This is a genomic window from Flagellimonas sp. 2504JD1-5 (assembly GCF_053618295.1).
In genome coordinates, this window is record NZ_JBSIOU010000001.1 from 1,447,950 (window position 1) to 1,466,416 (window position 18,467).

Below are 18,467 nucleotides of genomic sequence, written 5' to 3' on the forward strand. Positions count from 1 at the left end.
AATTTTAACAAATTTTCTTACTTTTGGTTGGTAAACCGAGTAAGTATACATGTCTAAATTTGGTGAACTTATTGATGTAAAAGTGCCAGTGTTGCTGGACTTTTATGCAGAATGGAACGATCAATCCACTTCCATGCACCCTGTGTTGCGCGATGTTGCAGCGGCACTTGGGGACAAGGGAAAAGTGATTAAAATCGATGTTGACAAAAACAAAGAGCTTTCCCAAGCACTCCGAATCAAAGGGTTACCTACCTTGATGATTTATAAAAAAGGGGAGATGGTCTGGCGACAAAGCGGAGAGCAAGATGCCAATACACTTATTGGTATCCTCAATGAATATATTTAGAGTGTAGCCTGACACTTGTTTCAAGAACTTTAAAATCCTTTCCGTCCACTGAAGTGGATAAGGCTTTCTAAAAAGTAGCAAATATGTCATTCTGAATGGATGCTGAGCGAAGTCAAAGCATATTTCAGAATCTCAATGGCCGAAAAACCAACGTTTATGTGAAACTGAAACAAGTTCAGTTTGACGGGAGCCATACTTTAGAAGAGATTATAGCACTATTCAATTGCAATTGAATCAGACACTTCGGGTATGGTATCCAAGGGAATGGAATCTTGCATGTCAGGGTCTGGCAAGGCAGGTTCTTCGAATGCATCTTCGTCGTCTCCAACAAACTGTGAGAATTTGTCGATATATTCATTAAAGATTACCGTTTCAGATTCCGCCAAATCCATATCCCGGTTCTCTATGAGGATGTCGATGTTTCTTCGATACGCCTGCATATCGGCCAGAATATCATCGATTTTATCATATTGCTCATCCAACGGAACTTGGGAGTAGTACTCTAAGCGTTCTTGATAGACCTTTTTCAATTTTTCGTACAGTTCCCTCGCCTTTTCGGTTTCCCCTACTTTGTAGTATCCATCAACAAAAGGCTCTACAAAGGCATAGAAACCATACTTTTCCACAGGCATATTTGTAATTGCGGTATCAATTATATCTTTTGCCTTGTCAATTTTGTTTTCAGCAATCAGAGTTTCCGTCAAACGCGCTAGATTACTTCGGAATGAAAGACCTTGTGAACGTGTTTGGGGGTCGTGGTAAATATCCTCATTGGAAGAATTTCCCCAATCCCAATTTTTCACAATATCATACATCAAATCAGTGTCGATTCTACCCATTTCGAAAGCGCTTTTGTTTTCTGTCTTGATAGGAACCAATTTATAGATCAACCCATCCAATTGCAGGTAATCCTTCATCCAAATGTATTCTGCACTATCAAAACTTCCACCCGAAAAATAAATAGGTCTTTTCCAATCGTTATTGGCAATAAGATCCAACATTAGAATCCTGTTTTTCGGAAGTGCACTTTTTGGAAGGTCAATATCAATGTAATCCACAATCAAAGCGGAATCTTTTTCTTTGACCAAGCCACTTTCCAAGACGTTCTTTTTGTTGACCGGAACACGAATTTTATTGGTGGGGTAGTAAATAATGTTCAAAGTACCTTCAGGTACTTGGCTAATGTCTGCTCCCTGCTTTTCCAAAAGATATTGGTATTTGGTCTGAGGTTTGTCACTTCCGATCCAATTCACAAAATCTTTAATGCTCCACCGGTTGTCGGTTATACCTTGATAGTAAACGGCGTCACGAGAGCCATATCGATATTTGTCGTGTGTCAATTGGGATGGGATAGGGTCACTTTCATAGGCCCTGCGCTTCATTTGGTCAATGTACCAGTCGGTTGCAAAGAGACTGGTATTTACCACACGAACATCGGTACGAAAGTCTTCGATTTCTTGTACATACCACAATGGAAAAGTATCATTATCACCAATAGTGAATAAAATGGCCCCTGCATTTTCTTCGCACGAATCCAAATACGCCTTTGCGGTTGAATTGGCCGTATATCGACCTGAACGGTCGTGGTCGTCCCAGTTTTGGAAAGCCATCAATAACGGAACTGCCAAAAGACAAATGACGGTAATTGCTGGAGCGACGATTTTGGGAGATACAAATTTCCGGAATTCGTCAAAAAGACCATATACCCCAATGCCAATCCATATACAAAAGATGTAGAAAGAGCCTACTAACGAATAATCCCTTTCCCTGGGTTGGAAAATGTAGGGGTTGGTATAGAATTGAATGGCCAATCCGGTAAACATAAAAAAGACAAAGAGTACCCAAAAGTGTTTTGGGTTTTTTGAAACCTGGAACACTATACCAATAATCCCTAACAGCAGTGGTAAAAAGAAATAGGTGTTCCGACCTTTATTGTTTTCCCAATCGCTTGGCAGATTTTTTTGACTTCCCAATCTCAGGCTATCTATGAATCCGATACCGCTTAGCCAATGTCCGTTTTCATCATACCTTCCTTGGATATCGTTTTGGCGCCCGGCAAAATTCCACATAAAATAGCGCATATACATATATCCAAATTGGAATTCGAACATGTATTTTAGGTTTTGGCCCAAAGTTGGAGGCTCCACCTCTATATATTCACCAAATTCCCGCAAAAATCGAATGTACTGTTCGGAATCCAACTCGCCTTGGGCATAGGCGCCCTTGAACTGTGCAACGGCCTCTCTAAGATCATTGTTGGAGATATATTCTGATTTTATTTTAAACTCCAGAACCCCAAAATAGCGCATATAATTTTCGGCATGTTGGTCACTCCAAAGCCTTGGAAGAAATCCGACATGCTTTTCGTGCGGCCCCTGGATGGCATTCTTGTAATTATTGACAATGACGTATTTGCCCAATTTTACATCCTTCTCATATTTTGGACGATCGTCCTGATCTTCTCCGGCGGGCGCAAAAGTGTCAGAGAAATATGCGCCATAAAAAGGACTTTCTACGCCTGGATATTGTTCCCTGTTGTAATAAGCCAGAAGAGACCGTGCATCGGAAGGGTCATTTTCATTTACCACCGTATTGGCGTTCGCTCGGATGGGCAACATCAACCAAGATGAAAAACCAAGCAAAAGAAACATCAGGCATAACACAATGATGTTACCTGAATGAAAACCATTTTTTCTGGTGTATCGCAATGCAAAATAAAAAGCTGCGATAAAAAGTAGCCCCATAATAATGGTTCCTGAGTTGAAAGGCAATCCAATACTGTTTATAAAAAAGACTTCACTCCAGCCAAATAGTTTTAGAACATAGGTCAGTGAAAATTTGTAAACCAGCATTAATAATGTCACCACTATAATATTGGCTAGTAAAAAGTTTTTTATGGTAGTGGTTTTGTAGGTCTTAAAATAGTATAAAAGCCCAATGGACGGAATGGCCAAAAAGCCCATGAACTGTATCCCGAAGGTTAGACCAATAACAAAACAAATGAGCAATAACCAGCGGTTGCCCCTTGGGTCATCAAGATTGTCCACCCATTTTAACCCAAGCCAAAGTAGAAGGGCCATAATTAAACTGGCCATTGCGTAAACCTCAGTTTCCACTGCATTGAACCAAAAACTATCGGAAAAAGTAAATGCCAAAGCGCCAACCAAACCACTTCCAAAAATGGCAATGGCCTTACTGTTTGAGATAGATTTCTTTTTCGAAATCATTTTTCGGGTCAAATTGGTTATCGTCCAAAAAGTAAAGAGCACGGCAAAAGCGCTGGAAACAATTGAAACCGCATTGACCATCAATGCAATCTTGCTTGCATCGCCAAAAGCAAATATGGAAAAGAAAGCACCTATCATTTGCAAAAGTGGGGCCCCTGGTGGATGACCTACTTGTAATTTGGAGGAAGTAGTGATGTACTCGCCAGCATCCCAGAAACTTCCTGTGGGTTCCACGGTAAGGGCATAAACTACAAATGCAATGGTAAAAGAGACCCATCCCAATATGGTATCCCATTTTTTGAAGTCTTTTGCAAACATAAAAGGTGGTGTTTACCAAGTTGGGGCGAATTTAGTAAATATAGTAGAGAAGACTGATGAATTTTGGAAAACCTTTAACAACGGGACTTGCAAAAAAATAAGTTTGGATTCTTATCAAATTATTTGTCGAAACGAAAGTTTGTTTTAAATTTGCACCCTCTTATTGGTAAATGGCCCATGGTGTAATTGGCAACACAGCTGGTTTTGGTCCAGTCGTTCTAGGTTCGAGTCCTAGTGGGCCAACTTAAATTGAATAAAATCCCGATTTCAAACGAAATCGGGATTTTTTGTTTAAGCTTATTTCGGTATTTTTCTTGCTTCAATTAAAACACCAATAATGAACAACCATCCAAAAACCATTCTGTTTATTTTTTCAATGCTCATTGTCTTGAGCTGCTCTGAAAAGGACGCCAAGGAAGTGAAGGTTGAGCAAAAACCGAATATCATTTTTGTGTTGGCCGACGACTTGGGTTATGGTGATATCACTGCTTTTAATATAAAAAGTAAAATAAAAACCCCACATCTGGATCAACTTGCACAGGAAGGAATGATGTTTACGGACGCGCATACCTCATCCGCTGTTTGTACCCCGACGCGATACGGCATTCTTACGGGAAGGTATAACTGGCGAAGTACCCTTAAAGAAGGGGTGTTGATTGGAGCATCAAAAGCGTTGATTCCAAAGTCAAGGACAACCGTGGCTTCCATATTAAAGAAGAGCGGGTACCATACAGGTTTTATTGGGAAATGGCATTTAGGTTGGGATTGGGCTTTAAAAAACCCAGATTTGGAACCGACCACAGGGTGGCAAGACACCACTTTTGCCAATATCGATTATACAAAACCAGTAAAGAACTCACCCAACGATCTAGGGTTCGATTATGCATACGGTCACAGCGGTTCTTTGGATATGGCACCTTATGTGTATGTGGAAAATGGAATGGCCACGGAAATTCCAGATTCAACTACAGTAAATACCGGAAAATACTCTTGGTGGAGAAAAGGCCCTACGTCCAAAGATTTTATTCATGAAGATGTGACCCCAAACTTTTTCAGAAGGGGGATCAAGTATGTTGAAGAACAAGCCGACAAAGAAGGTCTATTTTTTCTGTATTTGGCCTTGCCATCTCCGCACACTCCCATTTTGCCCACAAAAGAATGGCAAGATAGAAGTGGTTTAAATCCCTATGCAGACTTTATGATGATGGTTGATGATTATATGGGAAAGTTGAATGCGGCAGTTAAAAATGCAGGAATTGAGGAAAACACCATAATAATTTTTACCAGCGATAATGGATGCTCTCCGGCAGCCAAGATTGAAGAATTGACAGAAAAAGGGCATTATCCAAGTTACCTTTTCCGAGGTCACAAGGCCGATATCTTTGAAGGAGGGCATAGAGTGCCATATATTGTAAAATGGCCAAAAAATGTGAAAAAAGGCTCTATAAGTCCACAAACCATTTGCACCACGGATTTTGCTGCGACATGTGCCGCTATTGCAGATTATGATTTAAAGGACAATGAGGCAGAGGACAGTTATAATATGTTGCCTCTTTTAAGGCAAGAGCGCGTAGAGGGCAATTTTAGGGAAGCTACCGTGCATCATTCCATAAATGGAAGCTTTGCTATCCGCAAAGGGGATTGGAAGTTGATTATGTGTCCTGGTTCTGGCGGATGGAGTTTTCCAACCCCAAATAATAGGGAAGCGTTGGAAGGTTTGCCCAAAGTTCAACTATATAACTTAAAAGAAGACCCTGCAGAATCTAATAATTTACAAGCATCAAATGTCGAGAAAGTAGAAGAACTCAAAACATTGCTTGCCAAATATATTAAAGACGGAAGGAGCACTCCTGGAATTGCCCAGCGAAATGATGGCGAAGAGGAAATTTGGAAACAGTTATGGTGGATGAATAATGTGAACTGATCATTTTGAGAGGTTTATAAAATATTCCTTTGTAATTATTGAGTGTGGCAATGCTATTTTCAATTTTGCAAACTCCATAATTATTGTATCTTTGCGCCACTGAACGGATATAAAAGTATTCATGAGGGGACTTCTAGTCCCCTCTTTTATTACTTGATTTTATGTTGAAGGAGAAAGTAACATCATTATTGAACAAAGCTTTGGAAGAACATCCATCGTTGTTCTTGATTGATTTTATGGTTGGAGGAGATAACACAATCCGTGTGGTTTTGGATGGCGATGAAGGTGTCAATCTTCAAGATTGTATGAACATTAGCAGAGCTATTGAACATAACTTGGATAGGGAAGAAGAGGATTTTTCCCTGGAAGTTACCTCGGCCGGAGCTGCTTCTCCTTTGGAGTTGCCACGTCAATACAAAAAAAATATTGGCAGAAAATTAAAGGTAAGGACAGGTGATGAAGAATTGGAAGGTAACCTGACCCAAGCCACCGAAGATAGTATTACCTTGGAGTGGAAGGCCAGAGAGCCAAAACCCGTTGGTAAAGGAAAAGTTACAGTTCAGAAAAAAAGGGATATTCCCTTTTCTGAAATCCATGAAGCAAAAGTGATATTAAAATTTTAATTGTAATTCAAAAATGGAAAACCTAGCGCTCATCGAATCCTTTTCGGAGTTTAAGGACGATAAGTTTATAGATAGGGTAACCCTTATGGCAATTTTGGAAGATGTATTTCGAAATGCGCTCAAAAAGAAGTTTGGTTCTGATGAAAACTTTGACATCATTATCAACCCAGATAAGGGAGATTTGGAGATTTGGAGAAACCGTGTTGTGGTTGAAGATGGTGAGGTAGAAGAGCCCAATGAAGAAATCTCATTGTCTGAAGCAAGAAAGATTGAGCCCGATTTTGAGGTTGGAGAGGACGTTTCGGAGGAGGTTAAACTTATGGATTTAGGTAGAAGGGCTATTTTGGCGTTGCGTCAAAACCTGATTTCCAAGATTCATGAGCATGATAATACCACCATCTATAAGCAATTCAAAGACCTAGAAGGGGAGATTTATACCGCTGAGGTACACCATATCCGTCATAAGGCCATTATTCTGTTGGATGACGAGGGCAACGAAATTATCCTTCCAAAGGAAAAACAGATTCCATCCGACTTTTTCCGAAAAGGAGATAATGTTCGTGGTGTAATCGAAAGTGTGGAATTAAAAGGTAACAAACCTGCGATAATCATGTCAAGAACATCACCGATTTTCTTGGAACAATTGTTCTTCCAGGAAATTCCTGAAGTTTTTGATGGATTGATTACCATTAAAAAAGCAGTGAGAATCCCTGGCGAAAAAGCAAAAGTCGCTGTTGATTCGTATGACGATAGAATTGACCCCGTTGGAGCTTGTGTGGGGATGAAAGGATCCCGAATTCATGGAATTGTTCGTGAATTGGGCAATGAAAATATTGACGTAATCAACTGGACCAACAATTCACAGTTGATGGTCACCAGGGCATTGAGTCCGGCAAGAGTGTCGTCCGTTAAATTAAATGACGAAAAGAAAACAGCTCAAGTGTACCTGAAGCCAGAAGAAGTTTCAAAGGCAATCGGTAGAGGAGGCCATAATATTCGTTTGGCAGGTCAATTGACTGGTTATGAGATTGATGTGTTCCGCGAAGGTGTTGAGGAAGATGTGGAATTGACGGAATTCTCAGACGAAATAGAAGCTTGGGTGATTGATGAGTTCAAAAAGATTGGACTGGATACAGCGCGAAGCGTGTTGGAGCAAGATGTGAACGACCTTATCAAAAGAACCGATTTAGAAGAAGAAACTGTTCTTGAGGTAGTGCGTATCCTCAAAGAGGAATTTGAAGATTAAACTATATATTAGCAGCGAATTTTAGGGCAAGGAAAACAATTTATGGCAGGAAACCCAACAATACGACTCAACAAAGTTCTAAGAGAATTGAACATTTCACTGGATAGGGCAGTGGACTACCTTTCTTCCGTAGGTCATGAGGTAGAGGCACGTCCCACTACAAAAATCACAGATGAGGTGTATCAAGTACTGTTGGATGAGTTCCAAACGGACAAGAGCAAAAAAGTTGCTTCCAAAGAAGTTGGTGAAGAAAAGCGGAAAGAAAAAGAAGCGCTTAGAATTCAAATAGAGCAGGAACAAGAAGAACGCCGGATTGCTAGGGAAAAAAGAAATGCCGAACAGGTCATAAAGGCCAAGGCAGAACTTTCTGGTCCTAAAACAGTTGGTAAAATTGATTTGGATAAAAAGCCAGAAGCTCCAGCTGCAAAAGTAGAGGAGCCTAAAGTGGCTGAAGAACCTAAGGTAGAGGTCAAAAAAACCGAAAAACCAAAAGTTGAGGTCAAAAAAGCTGAAAAACCAAAGGTTGAGGTTGAGGTTGAGGTCAAGAAGGAAGAAGAAGAGCCGGTGAAGGCGCCCGAGGCCATCCAAACCCAATATAAAAAACTTAGCGGACCTAAGATTACAGGAGATAAAATAGACCTGTCAAAGTTTAACAAACCCAAGAAAAAGAAGGAAGAGCCGGCCAAGGCTGCGGGAGGAGCTGCTAGCGATAATGATAGAAGGAAACGTCGTAAGCGTATTGTAAGTAAGAATGCGCCACAACAGGGAGGTAATAATAGACAACGAGGTGGAAACAATGGTCCTGGTAGAAAAGGAAACCAGCGTTCCATTCCCAAAGTCGAGCCTACCGAGGAAGAAGTACAAAAGCAGGTCCGGGAAACCCTTGAAAAGCTTCAAGGTAAGTCCAGCAAAGGCAAAGGAGCCAAATATAGAAGGGAAAAAAGGGACCAGCACCGTCAGCAGACCGAGAAAGACCTCGAGTTGCAAGAACTGGAAAGCAAGACCTTAAAGGTTACCGAATTTGTAACCGTAAACGAGGTGGCGACCATGATGGATGTGTCCACAACACAGATTATTTCTGCATGTATGTCATTGGGAATCATGGTGACCATGAACCAGAGATTGGATGCTGAAACACTTTCAATTGTGGCCGAGGAATTCGGATATGAGGTTGAGTTTGTGACCGCGGAAATCGAAGAGTCGATTGAAGAAGAGGTTGATGCCCCAGAAGATTTGCAACCCAGAGCTCCTATTGTAACAGTAATGGGTCACGTTGACCACGGTAAAACATCCCTGTTGGACTACGTTAGGGAGGAAAATGTGATTGCAGGTGAAAGTGGAGGTATTACCCAGCACATTGGAGCTTATAGCGTTACTTTGGAAGATGGACAAAAAATAACATTCTTAGATACTCCAGGTCACGAGGCGTTTACAGCTATGCGTGCAAGAGGTGCCCAAGTTACAGATATTGCAATTATTGTGGTCGCGGCCGATGATGATATTATGCCACAGACCAAAGAGGCCATTAGTCATGCACAAGCAGCTAATGTGCCCATTGTATTTGCAATCAACAAAATTGATAGGCCAACAGCAAATCCAGATAAGATCAAAGAAGGTCTTGCCGCAATGAACTTATTGGTTGAAGATTGGGGAGGTAAGATTCAATCCCATGATATATCTGCTAAAACCGGAGAAGGTGTAAAGGAGCTTTTGGAAAAGGTGCTTTTGGAAGCAGAGTTATTGGAGTTGAAAGCAAATCCAGACCGATTGGCAACCGGAACTGTTGTTGAAGCATTTTTGGACAAAGGCCGAGGGTATGTTTCCACAATTTTAGTGCAAACAGGTACTTTGGAAATCGGAGATTATGTTTTGGCGGGAACTTGCAGTGGTAAAGTAAAAGCCATGCATGATGAGCGTGGAAAGGAGATTAAAAAGGCCGGTCCAGCTACCCCAATTTCTATTTTAGGATTGGATGGTGCACCTCAAGCGGGAGATCGTTTCAACGTGCTTGAAGATGAACGCGAAGCAAAACAAATTGCAACAAAACGTTCTCAACTTCAGCGTGAACAATCGGTTAGAACACAACGTCATATTACCCTGGATGAAATTGGACGTAGGATTGCACTTGGTGATTTCCAAGAACTGAATATTATTCTCAAAGGTGATGTGGATGGATCGGTTGAGGCATTGACGGATTCTTTCCAGAAATTATCCACAGATGAGATTCAGGTAAACATTATCCACAAAGGCGTTGGGGCAATTACCGAATCCGATGTGTTGTTGGCAAGTGCCTCCGACGCGATTATTATCGGATTTAATGTAAGGCCAATGGGTAACGCTAGGATGGTAGCGGACAAGGAGGAAATAGATATTAGGATGTACTCCATTATCTATGATGCCATCAACGACCTTAAGGATGCAATGGAAGGAATGTTGTCTCCAGAAATGAAAGAGGAGATTACAGGTAATGCCGAAATTAGAGAGACCTTCAAGATTTCCAAAATCGGAACTATCGCGGGTTGTATGGTGACCAGTGGTAAGGTCTTTAGAAACTCACAGATTCGTCTGATTCGTGATGGAGTTGTCATATACACAGGTGAATTGGCGTCGTTGAAACGATTCAAGGATGATGTCAAAGAAGTTTCAAAAGGATATGATTGTGGATTACAGGTGAAAAATTATAATGATATTAAGGAGGGAGATATTGTTGAGGCCTTCCAAGAAGTAGCGGTCAAGAAAAAATTGTAAACGCTATTTTCAGAATAAAAAAAAGCCGCTTAATAGCGGCTTTTCTGTTTTATAGTGCTTTTATTTTCCCTCCGGTTTTAATAGAATGGCTTCAGGATACTTTTTGCGAACCTCCATATATTTTCGTTCTGCCTCCAATTTGGTTTTAAACTTGCCCAATCGGACCCTATAGGTCGGTGATTCAAATTCAATTTTGGAATACCAATTCGGAAAATCGATATCTACTTTTGTTTTTAGGTTCTGTGCTTTTTGATAGCTTCCAAATCCCACCTGAATTTGGTAAAAATCAGATATGGAGTTGACTTCCGCATATAACTTTAACAACTCGTCAATACGAGGGTCCTGCTCGATGGTAACGTTCCCTTCCTGAGCTGAAATCTGAAAGGCAAAACCAGTAAAAAAGGCTATAAATACAAGGGTTCTCATAATCTTTGATGTCTTTTCCAAATTGCTTTTGTACAAATGTAATTTTTTAAGTAATAAACAAAGGAAATGCATATTATTTAGAATGTTTATAAATTATATATTATAAATACCTTAACATTTTAAAAAATGGAGCTATGTCGTACTTTTGTGACCGATTTTAGGCCGAGCAACGCTATTGTTCTCAGTATCAATGGAAATAATCGTGCCAAAGATTTCGATAGAAATTTCGTTAATATGAAAAAGGTTTTATACCGCCATCTATTTTCTAAAGTTTTAGGTTTATCCCTCCTATTTTTTTCCGTTTCATTTTATGCGCAGGAAACTGCTGAAGAAGGTCTTTGTGGTCCTGGTGATGCTGCTAAGGGAAAGCAGCTCTTTAACCAAAACTGTGCCGCTTGTCACTCTTTGGATCGTAAAATGACTGGTCCGGCATTGGCAAATATTGCCGTAAGACTATCCGAGGATGAAGGGTTGGATTGTGAATGGCTTTACGCTTGGATAAAGAACAGTCCGGGAATGATCAAGGCTGGTGATGCTTACGCAAATAAAATATACGCCGAATACAATCAGGCGGCTATGACGGCCTTTCCGACTTTGTCGGACCAGGACATCAATGATATATTGGCTTATACGGCAGCTCCACCTCCTGCTCCTATTGTCGCTACGGCTGCAGCTGGAGCTGATGATGGTTCCGGTGGCAAATCATCAGGTATTTCAAACGAATTGATTCTTGGTGCTCTTGCGTTGGTTTTTGGTCTTTTGGTCATTATGCTGATTTTGGTGAACGGAACGCTAAGAAAAATTGCTCAGGCCAATGGAGTGGTTCTTGAAAAGGAAAAAGCTGAAAAGCGTATTCCAATTTGGAAAGCCTTCGCTCAAAACCAATTCTTGGTTTTGTGTACTGCAATCTTCTTGTTACTGGCAAGTGGATATTTTGCTTACGGATGGATGATGCAAGTAGGTGTTGATCAAGGATACGCTCCGGTGCAACCAATTCACTATTCCCATAAAATACATGCTGGAGACAATAAAATAGAATGTAAATATTGTCACTCTTCTGCCCGAGTTTCCAAAACTTCCGGTATACCGGCATTAAATGTGTGTATGAATTGCCATAAATCCATTTATGAATACAAAGGAAATCCTGAAGGGCCAAGTGCTGAGGATTTGGCAAACGGATACACCAATGAATTCTATACAGGTGAGATCAAGAAATTGTACAAAGCTGTTGGATGGGATGAAGAAGAACAAGAATACACGGGTGAAACCCAACCTGTAGAATGGGTAAGAGTGCACAATCTACCAGATTTCGCATATTTCAATCACTCACAGCACGTATCAGTTGCCGGAATAGAATGTCAGACTTGTCACGGTCCTGTTGAGGAAATGGAAGTTGTGGAACAGTTTGCTCCTTTGACCATGGGTTGGTGTATTAACTGTCACAGAGAAACCAATGTGAAAATGGAAGGTAACGAATATTACGAGGCCATTCATGCAGAACTTTCCAAGAAGTACGGTGTTGAGCAGCTGACTGCTTCAATGATGGGTGGATTGGAATGTGGTAAGTGTCACTATTAAGAATTAAAAGAAGATAATCTCAGATATATCGTATGGCATCAAACAAAAAATATTGGAAAAGCGAAGCGGAGCTAAATCCGAACGATTCCATTGTTGAGACGCTAAGACAAAACGAATTTTCGGAACAAATCCCAGTTGATGAATTTTTGGGAGATAAGGAAAACCTATCTGCTACAACAACCAACAGAAGGGATTTTCTAAAATATGTTGGGTTCAGTACGGCGGCGGCTACGGTTGCAGCTTGTGAAGGACCTGTGCATACTTCTATTCCATATGTCGTTCAACCAGACTCCATTGTACCTGGAGTTGCCAACTACTATGCAACGACAATTGCAGATGGATTTGACTTTGCCAGTATTTTGGTAAAGACAAGAGAAGGCAGGCCAATCAAAATTGAAAACAATACGCACGCTAAAGTGAACGGAAGCGCCAATGCGCGTGTTCAAGCATCTGTATTAACACTCTACGATAGCAAACGAGTTCAAGGGCCAATGGCTGATGGAGAGCCAATGGATTGGAAAGATTTGGATAACAGAGTCAAGGGAGGTCTTACGGCAGCCAAAAATTCTGGGAAACAGATCGCTTTGTTGACCCAAACCTATGCAAGTCCATCAACAGATAAGTTGATTGCTGAGTTCAAAACTGAATTTGGGGAAAACGTAAATCACGTTACATACGATGCTATTTCTGAAGATGCAGCTTTGAATGCTTTTAATGCCGCTTATGGCGAAAGAGCTTTGGCGGATTACGATTTTGAAAAAGCGGATGTGATAGTTTCCTTCGGAGCAGATTTCTTGGGAGATTGGCAAGGCGGCGGATACGATACCGGATATGCAAAAGGACGTGTTCCTAAAAATGGAAAAATGTCCAAGCATGTCCATTTGGAATCCAATATGTCGCTTACTGGGGCCAACGCCGACAAGCGTTACCCAATGACACCAACACAGCAGAAAATTGCATTGGCCAAACTTTATGGTAAATTAAATGGCACCAGTGTAGGAGGAGGAACTTCTGATGTGGATGAAGCTGTTGAGAAAATTACTGCCCAGGTCAAAAAAGCAGGTAGCAAAGCTGTTGTGGTCACTGGTCTTAATGATATTAATGCACAGACTGTTGCGTTGGCCATCAATAAATTGTTGGCAAGTGAAGCCTTTGATGCAGAAAATCCTAAATATGTTCGACAAGGAGATGTTGCCAAGGTGAACAAGCTTGTTGCCGATATGAATGCTGGTCGTGTAGGAGCTTTGATCATCGATGGGGTTAATCCGGTTTATTCATTGCCAAATGCTGCTGATTTTGTAGCCGGTCTTAAAAAAGTTGATGTTTCTGTAAGCTTTGCTTTCAATAATGACGAAACAGCACAATCCGTAGATTATGTTGCTGCCGCTTCCCATTATTTAGAATCTTGGGGTGATGCACATTTGAAGAAAGGCCAGTATAGCTTGATGCAACCTGCAATTCGAGAGTTGTTTGATACCAGACAATTTCAATCAGCTTTGCTGACTTGGATGGGCAGCGATAAGAACTATTACCAATACATTAAAGAAAATTGGAATACTGCAATTCTTCAAGGTTCAGATTGGAACAAAGCATTACAAGATGGTGTTTTCGCTGCTACCGCAAGTGTTGATGTCGCAGGTGAACCAGTTGCAGCTCCGGTCGAAACAGAAGAAGGAGAAGAGCAATCTGAAATTGTTCCAATTGCATCATCAATACGGGCATTGATCAATGCCACCAGTCAAGGAACTGAGTTGGTACTGTACTCTAAAGTGGGTATGGGAGATGGTCGTCAGGCTAACAACCCTTGGTTGCAAGAATTCCCTGATCCGATTTCAAGAGCTTCTTGGGATAATTATGTTACTGTTTCCAAAGCAGATGCAGAAGCGTTAGAGTTGGAAAATTATAATGTGGCCAATGGTGGATTGAACGGTAGTTGTGTAAATCTTACCGTTGATGGTACTGTCTTGGAAAATGTTCCTGTAATCATTCAGCCTGGTCAGGCAAACGGAACCGTAGGTCTTTCCTTTGGATATGGAAGGCTGGCTGGAATGAAAGAGGAATTGGCAACAGGTGTAAATGCCTATGCCTTATATAATAATTTCTCCGATGTACAGTCCGTCAGTATAGAAAAAGCTGCAGGCGAACATGAGTTTGCCTGTGTGCAGTTGCACAATACATTGATGGGGCGTGGTGATATCATCAAGGAGACAACCCTTGAGATTTTCAACACCAAAGACCATCACGAATGGAACCACATGCCTCAGGTTTCCTTGAATCATCAGGAGATTCCGGTTACTTCACCAGATGCTGACCTTTGGGAAGAGTTTGATCGTTCTATAGGACATCACTTTAACCTGTCCATCGACTTGAATTCATGTACTGGTTGTGGTGCTTGTGTAATTGCATGTCATGCGGAGAACAATGTTCCTGTTGTTGGCAAGGAAGAAGTTAGAAAATCAAGAGATATGCACTGGTTGCGTATCGATAGATATTATTCATCCGAAGACACTTTTGAGCAAGATGATGAGAAGAAAGAATCTATGGATGGTCTTTGGGGTGACAAAGGTTCTTTAGGAGGATTCCAAGAAATGGAAGATGCTGCAGTTAATCCACAGGTTGCTTTTCAGCCTGTAATGTGTCAGCATTGTAACCATGCTCCTTGTGAAACAGTTTGTCCGGTTGCTGCTACCTCTCATGGTAGACAAGGTCAAAACCAGATGGCGTACAACCGTTGTGTAGGTACAAGATATTGTGCAAACAACTGCCCGTACAAAGTGCGTCGATTCAATTGGTTCTTGTATTCCGATAATGATGAGTTTGACTTCAATATGAACAATGACCTAGGTAAAATGGTCATCAACCCAGATGTCAACGTTAGGTCAAGAGGAGTAATGGAAAAATGTTCCATGTGTATCCAAATGACACAGAAAACTATTTTGGATGCTAAGCGTGAGGGTAGAACCATCAAAGATGGTGAGTTCCAAACTGCATGTTCAGCGGCATGTAGTAGCGGAGCAATGGTGTTTGGAGACATCAACGATAAAGAAAGTAAGATTGCCGAATTGAAGGAAGATGATAGAATGTATCACTTATTGGAGCATGTGGGCACAAAACCAAATGTGTTCTACCATGTAAAAGTGAGAAACACCAACGAGGCTTAATCAATAAATAAAGAAGTAACAAGAAGATAAATTATGGCGTCGCATTACGAAGCACCTATTCGAAAGCCCTTAGTACTCGGAGACAAAGGATACCATGATGTTACCGTGGATATTGCTGCTCCTGTGGAAGGAAAGGCCAACAAACATTGGTGGATTGTTTTCACCATCGCCTTGGTGGCATTTCTTTGGGGTATAGGATGTATCATTTATACTATTTCTACCGGTATCGGGGTTTGGGGTCTTAATAAGACCGTTAACTGGGCCTGGGATATTACAAACTTTGTATGGTGGGTAGGTATTGGTCACGCAGGAACCTTGATTTCGGCAGTATTGCTATTGTTCCGTCAAAAATGGAGAATGGCGATCAACCGTTCTGCAGAGGCGATGACCATATTCTCCGTTATCCAGGCAGGTCTGTTCCCAATTATTCACATGGGACGACCATGGTTGGCATATTGGGTACTTCCAATTCCAAACCAATTTGGTTCGTTATGGGTAAACTTTAATTCACCTCTGCTGTGGGATGTATTTGCGATTTCGACCTACCTTTCTGTTTCCTTGGTTTTTTGGTGGACTGGATTGCTTCCTGATTTCGCTATGATTCGAGATAGGGCCGTAAAACCTTTTCAAAAGAAAATCTATAGCCTTTTAAGTTTTGGTTGGACAGGTAGAGCCAAAGATTGGCAACGATTTGAAGAAGTTTCATTGGTCTTGGCAGGTTTGGCCACACCACTTGTACTTTCTGTGCACACGATTGTATCCTTTGACTTCGCCACGTCGGTGATTCCAGGATGGCACACCACCATTTTCCCACCGTATTTCGTTGCGGGTGCGATTTTCTCTGGATTTGCGATGGTACAGACGCTTCTTATCATTATGAGAAAGGTGTGTAACCTTGAAGCTTATATTACAGTACAGCATATTGAATTGATGAACATTGTGATCATGATTACAGGCTCCATAGTTGGATGTGCCTATATCACAGAGTTGTTTATCGCTTGGTATTCTGGAGTGGAATACGAACAATATGCCTTCTTGAACAGAGCTACAGGGCCTTATTGGTGGGCTTATTGGTCCATGATGACCTGTAACGTGTTCTCGCCACAATTTATGTGGTTCAAAAAATTACGTACCAGTATCATGTTCTCGTTCTTCATCTCTATTGTGGTAAACATTGGAATGTGGTTTGAGCGATTTGTGATTATTGTTACCTCATTGCACAGAGATTATTTACCATCATCTTGGACAATGTTCTCTCCAACTTTTATCGATATCGGAATCTTCATCGGAACCATCGGTTTCTTCTTTGTACTTTTCTTGTTGTACTCCAGAACGTTCCCGGTAATTGCACAGGCAGAGGTAAAATCCATTTTGAAATCCTCGGGCGAACGCTTTAAAAATTTACGCGATGCAGGAAAACCTTTATACCAAACACCATCAAAAGGAGGAGCCAAAGCAGAAAAAGCAGCTCCAAAAGAAGAAAGTTCTGAGGTAGATACAGCAAAAGTTTCCTCTTTATTGGATTCCATTGGAACGTTTGATGCGGATAGCGAAACTGCGGACGATTTGAAAAAAGTTAAAGGTATAGGTCCTCAAATGGAACAAACCTTGAACCAGATAGGGATTTTTACCTTCGCCCAGGTGAGTAAAATGACCGAAAAAGAATATGATTTGTTGGATTCAATCACCGGCTCCTTCCCTGGAAGGGCACAGCGAGATGATTGGGCAGGACAGGCTAAAAAATTAAACGATAAAAAGTAATTATGGCATCAAAAGTTATACAGGCACTTTATAATGATGATGATGTGTTGATGCATGCCGTAAAAAAGGTTAGGGCAGAGCACCACCATATTGAAGAAGTGTATACCCCTTTTCCAGTGCACGGTCTGGATAAAGCAATGGGCTTGGAAGATACCCGAATCGCCATTGCATCGTTCATGTACGGTTGTTTGGGATTGACGGTAGCTATTGTGATGATGAATTATATTATGATTGCCGATTGGCCACAGGATATTGGAGGTAAGCCAAGCTTTAGCTATTTGGAAAACATGCCGGCTTTTGTACCCATCATGTTTGAAATGACGGTTTTCTTTGCGGCTCACTTAATGGTAATTACATTTTATCTAAGAAGTAGAATGTGGCCGTTCAAAAAAGCTGAGAACCCAGATGTAAGAACCACCGATGATCATTTTTTGATGGAGATTGGACTTGGGGACAACGAAAAAGAATTGACAGCACTATTGTGGGAAACAGGAGCTGTAGAAATAAATGTTACAGAAAAGGAGTCTTAAAAATATGAAGCATTTAGGTAAAATAAGTGTTGTTTTGGTTTTGGTCCTTTCTTTTGCGGCTTGTGCCGATAAGAATCATCCAAACTACCAATATATGCCAAACATGTACGAACCGGTAGGTTATGAAACCTATGAGGGAGTGGACAATGGATTGTTTCCCCAAGGTACAGAAGCTATGCTTCCTGCCGAAAACACCATTCCAAGAGGCTATATGCCATATAAATTTGAGAATACCTTGGAAGGAAAAGAATTGGCCCGATTGGAGCCAAGCCCATTGGATTCGTTGCAAAGCGATTCCAACTTGGCAATAGGAAAAGAATTATATGATATTTATTGCGCAATCTGTCATGGACCAAAAGGAAAAGGGCAGGGTACTTTGGTAAAGCGTGAAAAAATATTGGGAGTTCCTAGTTATGACGACGTAGCCCGAAATATTACTGTCGGAAGCACATATCATACAATTTATTATGGACTGAACTCCATGGGATCCTATGCCGCACAATTGGCCAATGAAGAAGAAATGTGGCAAGTGTCCGAATACGTGATGAAGTTAAAGGAAGACCTAACAAAATAATTGGA

At 41.1% G+C, this 18,467-nt stretch carries 12 protein-coding genes and 1 tRNA gene; 11 read left to right on the top strand and 2 right to left on the bottom strand.

Annotated features, from left to right (window positions below; genetic code table 11):
- Positions 1-49: 49 nt before the first annotated feature.
- Positions 50-346 (top strand): thioredoxin family protein, encoded by a 297-nt coding sequence (locus ACULLG_RS06450; protein ID WP_136467482.1) that lies wholly within the window; start codon positions 50-52, stop codon positions 344-346.
- 215 nt (positions 347-561) lie between these two features.
- Here the strand turns inward: ACULLG_RS06450 and ACULLG_RS06455 are convergent, their stop codons facing one another.
- Complete coding sequence (locus ACULLG_RS06455; RefSeq protein WP_452125952.1) at positions 562-3,891, bottom strand: glycosyltransferase family 117 protein; 3,330 nt, start codon at positions 3,889-3,891, stop codon at positions 562-564.
- A 171-nt stretch (positions 3,892-4,062) separates the two neighbouring features.
- Between ACULLG_RS06455 and ACULLG_RS06460 the strand changes: the two genes are divergently transcribed.
- The 5 genes from ACULLG_RS06460 to infB all read left to right on the top strand — a co-directional run bounded on the left by ACULLG_RS06460 (position 4,063) and on the right by infB (position 10,432).
- Positions 4,063-4,134 (top strand) — tRNA-Gln (locus ACULLG_RS06460).
- Positions 4,135-4,228: 94 nt separating this feature from the next.
- A complete protein-coding gene (locus ACULLG_RS06465; protein ID WP_452125953.1) occupies positions 4,229-5,815 on the top strand; it encodes a sulfatase family protein in 1,587 nt (528 codons plus the stop codon).
- Between the two features lie 161 nt (positions 5,816-5,976).
- Entirely contained in the window at positions 5,977-6,438 is a 462-nt protein-coding gene (rimP, locus tag ACULLG_RS06470; RefSeq protein ID WP_452125954.1) for a ribosome assembly cofactor RimP, read from the top strand.
- A 13-nt stretch (positions 6,439-6,451) separates the two neighbouring features.
- Positions 6,452-7,684, top strand: coding sequence for a transcription termination factor NusA (nusA, locus tag ACULLG_RS06475; protein WP_452125955.1), 1,233 nt, complete (start codon positions 6,452-6,454; stop codon positions 7,682-7,684).
- Between the two features lie 42 nt (positions 7,685-7,726).
- Entirely contained in the window at positions 7,727-10,432 is a 2,706-nt protein-coding gene (infB, locus tag ACULLG_RS06480) for a translation initiation factor IF-2 (protein WP_452125956.1), read from the top strand.
- 60 nt (positions 10,433-10,492) lie between these two features.
- On the opposite strand, the gene ACULLG_RS06485 is transcribed toward infB, so the two are convergent.
- Positions 10,493-10,858 carry an SPOR domain-containing protein gene (locus ACULLG_RS06485; RefSeq protein WP_452125957.1) on the bottom strand — a complete coding sequence of 122 codons (366 nt, stop codon included), beginning with the start codon at positions 10,856-10,858 and terminating at the stop codon, positions 10,493-10,495.
- Positions 10,859-11,092: 234 nt separating this feature from the next.
- On the opposite strand from ACULLG_RS06485, the gene ACULLG_RS06490 reads away from it, so the two are divergent.
- The 5 genes from ACULLG_RS06490 to ACULLG_RS06510 are packed head-to-tail and all read left to right on the top strand — an operon-like array spanning position 11,093 to position 18,462.
- Positions 11,093-12,436 carry a cytochrome c3 family protein gene (locus tag ACULLG_RS06490; RefSeq protein ID WP_452126537.1) on the top strand — a complete coding sequence of 448 codons (1,344 nt, stop codon included), beginning with the start codon at positions 11,093-11,095 and terminating at the stop codon, positions 12,434-12,436.
- 32 nt (positions 12,437-12,468) lie between these two features.
- The gene (locus ACULLG_RS06495; protein WP_452125958.1) at positions 12,469-15,597 is read left to right on the top strand and encodes a TAT-variant-translocated molybdopterin oxidoreductase; all 3,129 of its coding nucleotides are present in this window, start codon (positions 12,469-12,471) and stop codon (positions 15,595-15,597) included.
- A 33-nt stretch (positions 15,598-15,630) separates the two neighbouring features.
- Positions 15,631-17,358 (top strand): NrfD/PsrC family molybdoenzyme membrane anchor subunit, encoded by a 1,728-nt coding sequence (nrfD, locus tag ACULLG_RS06500; protein ID WP_452125959.1) that lies wholly within the window; start codon positions 15,631-15,633, stop codon positions 17,356-17,358.
- Positions 17,359-17,360: 2 nt separating this feature from the next.
- The gene (locus ACULLG_RS06505) at positions 17,361-17,888 is read left to right on the top strand and encodes a DUF3341 domain-containing protein (RefSeq protein ID WP_452125960.1); all 528 of its coding nucleotides are present in this window, start codon (positions 17,361-17,363) and stop codon (positions 17,886-17,888) included.
- A 4-nt stretch (positions 17,889-17,892) separates the two neighbouring features.
- Positions 17,893-18,462, top strand: coding sequence for a c-type cytochrome (locus tag ACULLG_RS06510; protein WP_452125961.1), 570 nt, complete (start codon positions 17,893-17,895; stop codon positions 18,460-18,462).
- Positions 18,463-18,467 lie beyond the last annotated feature (5 nt).

Coding starts and splice junctions, on each gene's coding strand:
- ACULLG_RS06490 (WP_452126537.1), top strand. CDS start 11,093: ATGAAAAAGGTTTTATACCGCCATCTATTTTCTAAAGTTTTAGGTTTA.
- ACULLG_RS06505 (WP_452125960.1), top strand. CDS start 17,361: ATGGCATCAAAAGTTATACAGGCACTTTATAATGATGATGATGTGTTG.
- ACULLG_RS06485 (WP_452125957.1), bottom strand. CDS start 10,858: ATGAGAACCCTTGTATTTATAGCCTTTTTTACTGGTTTTGCCTTTCAG.
- ACULLG_RS06465 (WP_452125953.1), top strand. CDS start 4,229: ATGAACAACCATCCAAAAACCATTCTGTTTATTTTTTCAATGCTCATT.
- ACULLG_RS06450 (WP_136467482.1), top strand. CDS start 50: ATGTCTAAATTTGGTGAACTTATTGATGTAAAAGTGCCAGTGTTGCTG.
- infB (WP_452125956.1), top strand. CDS start 7,727: ATGGCAGGAAACCCAACAATACGACTCAACAAAGTTCTAAGAGAATTG.
- ACULLG_RS06455 (WP_452125952.1), bottom strand. CDS start 3,891: ATGTTTGCAAAAGACTTCAAAAAATGGGATACCATATTGGGATGGGTC.
- ACULLG_RS06495 (WP_452125958.1), top strand. CDS start 12,469: ATGGCATCAAACAAAAAATATTGGAAAAGCGAAGCGGAGCTAAATCCG.
- nrfD (WP_452125959.1), top strand. CDS start 15,631: ATGGCGTCGCATTACGAAGCACCTATTCGAAAGCCCTTAGTACTCGGA.
- ACULLG_RS06510 (WP_452125961.1), top strand. CDS start 17,893: ATGAAGCATTTAGGTAAAATAAGTGTTGTTTTGGTTTTGGTCCTTTCT.
- rimP (WP_452125954.1), top strand. CDS start 5,977: ATGTTGAAGGAGAAAGTAACATCATTATTGAACAAAGCTTTGGAAGAA.
- nusA (WP_452125955.1), top strand. CDS start 6,452: ATGGAAAACCTAGCGCTCATCGAATCCTTTTCGGAGTTTAAGGACGAT.